3 protein-coding genes are annotated in these 4,342 nt (G+C 30.2%); 1 reads left to right on the plus strand and 2 read right to left on the minus strand.

Going from position 1 to position 4,342, the window contains the following annotated elements; genetic code table 11:
- Positions 1-321 precede the first annotated feature (321 nt).
- Together ACZ2M0_RS09240 and ACZ2M0_RS09245 are read right to left on the minus strand one after the other, a co-directional pair.
- Positions 322-840 carry a DUF536 domain-containing protein gene (locus tag ACZ2M0_RS09240; RefSeq protein ID WP_110446864.1) on the minus strand — a complete coding sequence of 173 codons (519 nt, stop codon included), beginning with the start codon at positions 838-840 and terminating at the stop codon, positions 322-324.
- A 1,139-nt stretch (positions 841-1,979) separates the two neighbouring features.
- Complete coding sequence (locus ACZ2M0_RS09245) at positions 1,980-2,834, minus strand: helix-turn-helix domain-containing protein (RefSeq protein ID WP_110446863.1); 855 nt, start codon at positions 2,832-2,834, stop codon at positions 1,980-1,982.
- Positions 2,835-2,960: 126 nt separating this feature from the next.
- Between ACZ2M0_RS09245 and ACZ2M0_RS09250 the strand changes: the two genes are divergently transcribed.
- A complete protein-coding gene (locus ACZ2M0_RS09250) occupies positions 2,961-4,217 on the plus strand; it encodes an MFS transporter (protein ID WP_110446862.1) in 1,257 nt (418 codons plus the stop codon).
- Positions 4,218-4,342: the final 125 nt, after the last annotated feature.

The raw sequence follows: 4,342 nt of genomic DNA on the forward strand, positions 1-4,342 counted from the left end.
ACCTGTCCCTTTTTTCAACTTTGTCCTGTTGGTTCGCTTGATAACGGAAAAGACCTCCGGGCTAATCTTTTAACTCGCAGGTCTTTTTAACTTCATCTCTTGAATTTTTAAGTATTTTTGTTATACTTAATTCAGTTGATGAAGCTAATCTTTAGACCGTGTCAAAGTGCTAGAAGATTAGTTTTTTTCATGCCCTGATACTTTGTTATTTACTAGGTATCAGGGTATTTTTATTTGCGTTAATAGATTAATATTAACATAAATTCATTGAATTCTTTCAAAAAATTTTAAATTAATAAATTTAAATGTTGAAAATTATTTTTATTGCCACCAATGTTTTTTAACCACTGGTTGCTCTAATAATCTTTTATTCTGTTCGTTAGTGGTCAAATTTAATTGCTGTTGCTGATCTAATAGCTTATGTAGTTCACTTATTTGTTGGTTAGATTTTTCAGCTAATTGTGCTATTTGCTTATCTTTACTTTGTCTTAAATTTTCTTTTTCAATAACAAGTTTTTGTATCTGTTGCTCTTTAATATTTATTTTTTCCGTTAATTGTTTAATTTGATTTTCAAGCTCATCTGTTCGACTGTTTAGGCTAGACAAAATAGTGTTAATCATTTTACTATCTATATGTTTAGCACTATTTGTATTATGCTTGACAGAAATTTCTGCGTAGTATTGTTTAATATTTTTAACTGCTTGATCATCGAAAATATACTGTCCTAAAGCACTCTTTTTAGGTTTTTTATTATCGTCTAGTTTTGCTATTATTTGGTATAGCCTTGCTCTACTTAAGCCTAACTCATTAACTAGCTCTTTGGCTGTAATATTACTCATGTGTTTGCTATCTCCTATTTACATTAATGTCTAGTATTTGTTAACCATTTGGCATTATATTAGCATTAAATAAATCGGAAAAAGTAAAAAAATGCAATTATTATCAGTATCATATCCACACATGAATTAAGCAAAAAAAGGAGTACACCACTTAATACTAATCCGTAAAAAATCATGGTGGTCAAAACTATCTTGAAAGTGTTATACTCTATTTAGCATATAACAAATAAAACATTGCCGTGCGTGGCAATGTTTTTAATACTATTGGTTATCACACGATAATTTACTTTCGTGTGTTTTTTTGTAGTAAATTAGTTCTTTTCCAAATAAAATTATATTTAAAAAAACCATGGTGGGCCAATTCTAAATGGATTTTTAGTCATCTTTTTAGTCATATTGATTTCTCCTTTCTAACGTTTTTTAATTATATTATTTTATAAAGTGTTGATTTTAAATTTTATCAGCACTCTAATCTGTAATTACCTGATGTCTGATTTTTCGTCGTTTCTTACAATAAATTAGTTCTTTTCCAAATAAAGTTAAATTTAAAAAAACCATGGTGGGCCAATTCTAAGTGGATTTTTAGTCATCTTTTTAGTCATATTGATTTCTCCTTTCTAACGTTTTTAATTATATTATTTTATAAAGTGTTGATTTTAAATTTTATCAGCACTCCATCTGTAATTACCTGATGTTTGATTTTTCGTCGTTTTTTTTCATCCTTGTTACTTAGCTGTGAATGATAACGACCCAACCAAAAGTTGATGTATTCATGTTTTTATCTCCTTTCTTCATTTTATTTCTAATTACTTGTTACTTAGCTGTGAATGATAACGACCCAACCAAAGGTTGATGTATTCATATTTTTATCTCCTTTCTTTATTTTATTTCCAATTACTTATTACTTAGCTGTGAATGATAACAACCCAACCAAAAGTTGATGTATTCATATTTTTATCTCCTTTCTTCATTTTATTTCCAATTACTTGTTACCTAGATGTGAATGATAACGATTCAGTCAAAAGTTGATGTACTTCATCTCCTTCTGTTTTAAACTTTGTAGCTTAAGTATATTTTCGATTTAACAGAAAATAATAAAAAAGTCGTATTTGAATTTTAAATATCAAATACGACTTTTTTTAATTTTTCCCATATTTATCTAGAATACCTTTCATGTCTTTGCTGTACTCCGGCATGCCTAACGAACTAATATGATCAATTGCCATTCGAGCTTTATTTAAATACTCATCCTTTCTTTCATAGTGATAATTCACTATATTTTTAAGTATAAAAATGCAGTTTTTATAAAAAAACAAGTTCGGTTTAGTACTAATTTGATCAGCTGCCTGAATAAAGAATTTTGTTTCTTTATATCTACCTTTCTCAATACACATAAATAACACGTTTATCTCTATTCCTAATATTGTTTCTTGAACATTCGAACTCCCAGAATGGCAAAATTGCGTGATCACTCGCCGACTTATTAACAAGTTGCTATCGAGATCATAAAATGGCATCAAGTTACAATACAAATCTAATTTATTTTCGTCAAAATTAGAAATATTAAAAATCTTTTCTTTCAACTTACTTCGTTCTTTTTCATCAAGATCTTCTACGTGATTACCAACTAAAGCTATAAGTGCATCTATAAATAGCAACTGATCTTCTTTATCAGCTATTTCGCTATTTGCAATGACATTTTTAATATCCTTAAGCTGATCCTTATCATTATGATAAAACGCTTCATTAATTGCCTCGCCAATATCTCTGTTTTCGTCATATTTTACCTTATCTTCTTGACTAAGCTTGCCAAAAAATTCCCACAATTTAATGTTATTAGCACGCAGTAATGCAATCAAATCCTCAGCTGTAATTCTATGCTGATCTTTTTCAACTTTTGAATAATATGATGTACTAATCGTATCACCAGCCCATTCTTTTTGAGTTTTCAAACTCTCAATTCGATATTGCTTTAGCAATTGTCCTATTGTCATTAGTGACCCTCCTTAATTTCTTTCGAATTTGGCGTTTAACATTCAAATACGACATTTTTGATATTCCTTATTATAACCACGTTATAACTTAATATATAAAATATTTAATTTAGGAGTTATAAAATTATGGACATTTTTATAAAGAACAAGGATTATAGAAAATTTACAATCGCCAGTTTTTTATCTGGTGCAGGCAATATTTTGTTTTACTTAGCACTTATTACTTATGCAAGTAAATTAAGAAATTACGCCTTGGCTATTTCATTGATTTCAATTTCAGAATCAGTACCTCAAATTTTTCAAGTTTTTAGTGGATATTTAGCTGATCGTACAAAAAACAAATTCAAGCTAATGGTTTGGTTAGCTGCTATACGCTTTGGACTCTATCTAATCGTCGGATTACTTTTCGCTAGTGGATTTGCTGGCTGGAACCTAGTTTTAACTGTTATTGGCATTAACTTAGTATCGGATATTGCTGGCTCATACTCTGGTGGCCTTCAAACGCCTCTAATTGTTAACATTGTCGGAAATGATGAAGTTGCTGAAGCTGAAGGATTTGTTAGTGGGATCAACGGTATTATCAATATGATTGCACAATTCATTGGTTCTGGTTTATTACTTTTCATGTCTTATTCCAGCTTAGCAATCTTCAATGCCTTAACATTTCTAGCGGCAGGTGCCCTTTTTGCCAGCGTCGGCCGTAATTATTACAAGACTCGTCCCCAAGAAGCAACTACTTCAGTTAATGAAAAAGGATTCTTTAAAACAATTGCTTTGTCATTCAAACAAGTAAAAAAAGCAAAGGGATTGTTATCAGTCGTTCTAGTAATTGCTTTATTAAATGGAGTTTTAGGATCAATTGAACCTTTAATTTCAATCGTAATCGCTGGTAATAAGTCCTCTATGGTCATTGGAACATACAGTTTTACGATTGCCCTAATAGGAGCTGTAATGACTGCTGGTATGGCACTTGGTAGCATTGTAGGCACAAAATTATTCAAGAACATGTCATTATTCACTATTGCAATTATTTCAACAGCTTTAAGTATCGCAGTTATTGGTACAATGCTCATTAAAAATATTTTCATTTGTCTGCCTATCATGGCAAGCCTTGCAATATTTATTGGTACGGCTAGTCCTAAATTAACACAGTGGCTTGTTGAAGCAGTCGACCAAAACATTTTGTCATCAACTATGGGAATGCTTAACACAATTTTAATAGTGACTGCGCCAGTTATGACAACTATTTTTACTACAATTACTGCTTCTTTCGGCATTACTATCGCATTAACACTATTATGTATAACTTGTTTAATTATTTTAGCAACAATAGTCGGGGTAGCCTATTCTACTAATAAAAATGCAGCCATTAATGAAGCATAACTATAAACAAATTTATTACATTTATCTGTCCTTAATTTATACCAAAGCAAAATAATTCCATATATACCAAAGCAACTTAACATAATGTACATTAAGCGAAGTTGCTACGAAACCTAGTGCTACAA

The organism is Lactobacillus sp. VURO6/B1 (VP7) (assembly GCF_058139575.1).

Bases quoted from the DNA above. Each gene is read 5' to 3' on its own strand.
- ACZ2M0_RS09240 (WP_110446864.1), bottom strand. From the start codon at position 840: ATGAGTAATATTACAGCCAAAGAGCTAGTTAATGAGTTAGGCTTAAGT.
- ACZ2M0_RS09245 (WP_110446863.1), bottom strand. From the start codon at position 2,834: ATGACAATAGGACAATTGCTAAAGCAATATCGAATTGAGAGTTTGAAA.
- ACZ2M0_RS09250 (WP_110446862.1), top strand. From the start codon at position 2,961: ATGGACATTTTTATAAAGAACAAGGATTATAGAAAATTTACAATCGCC.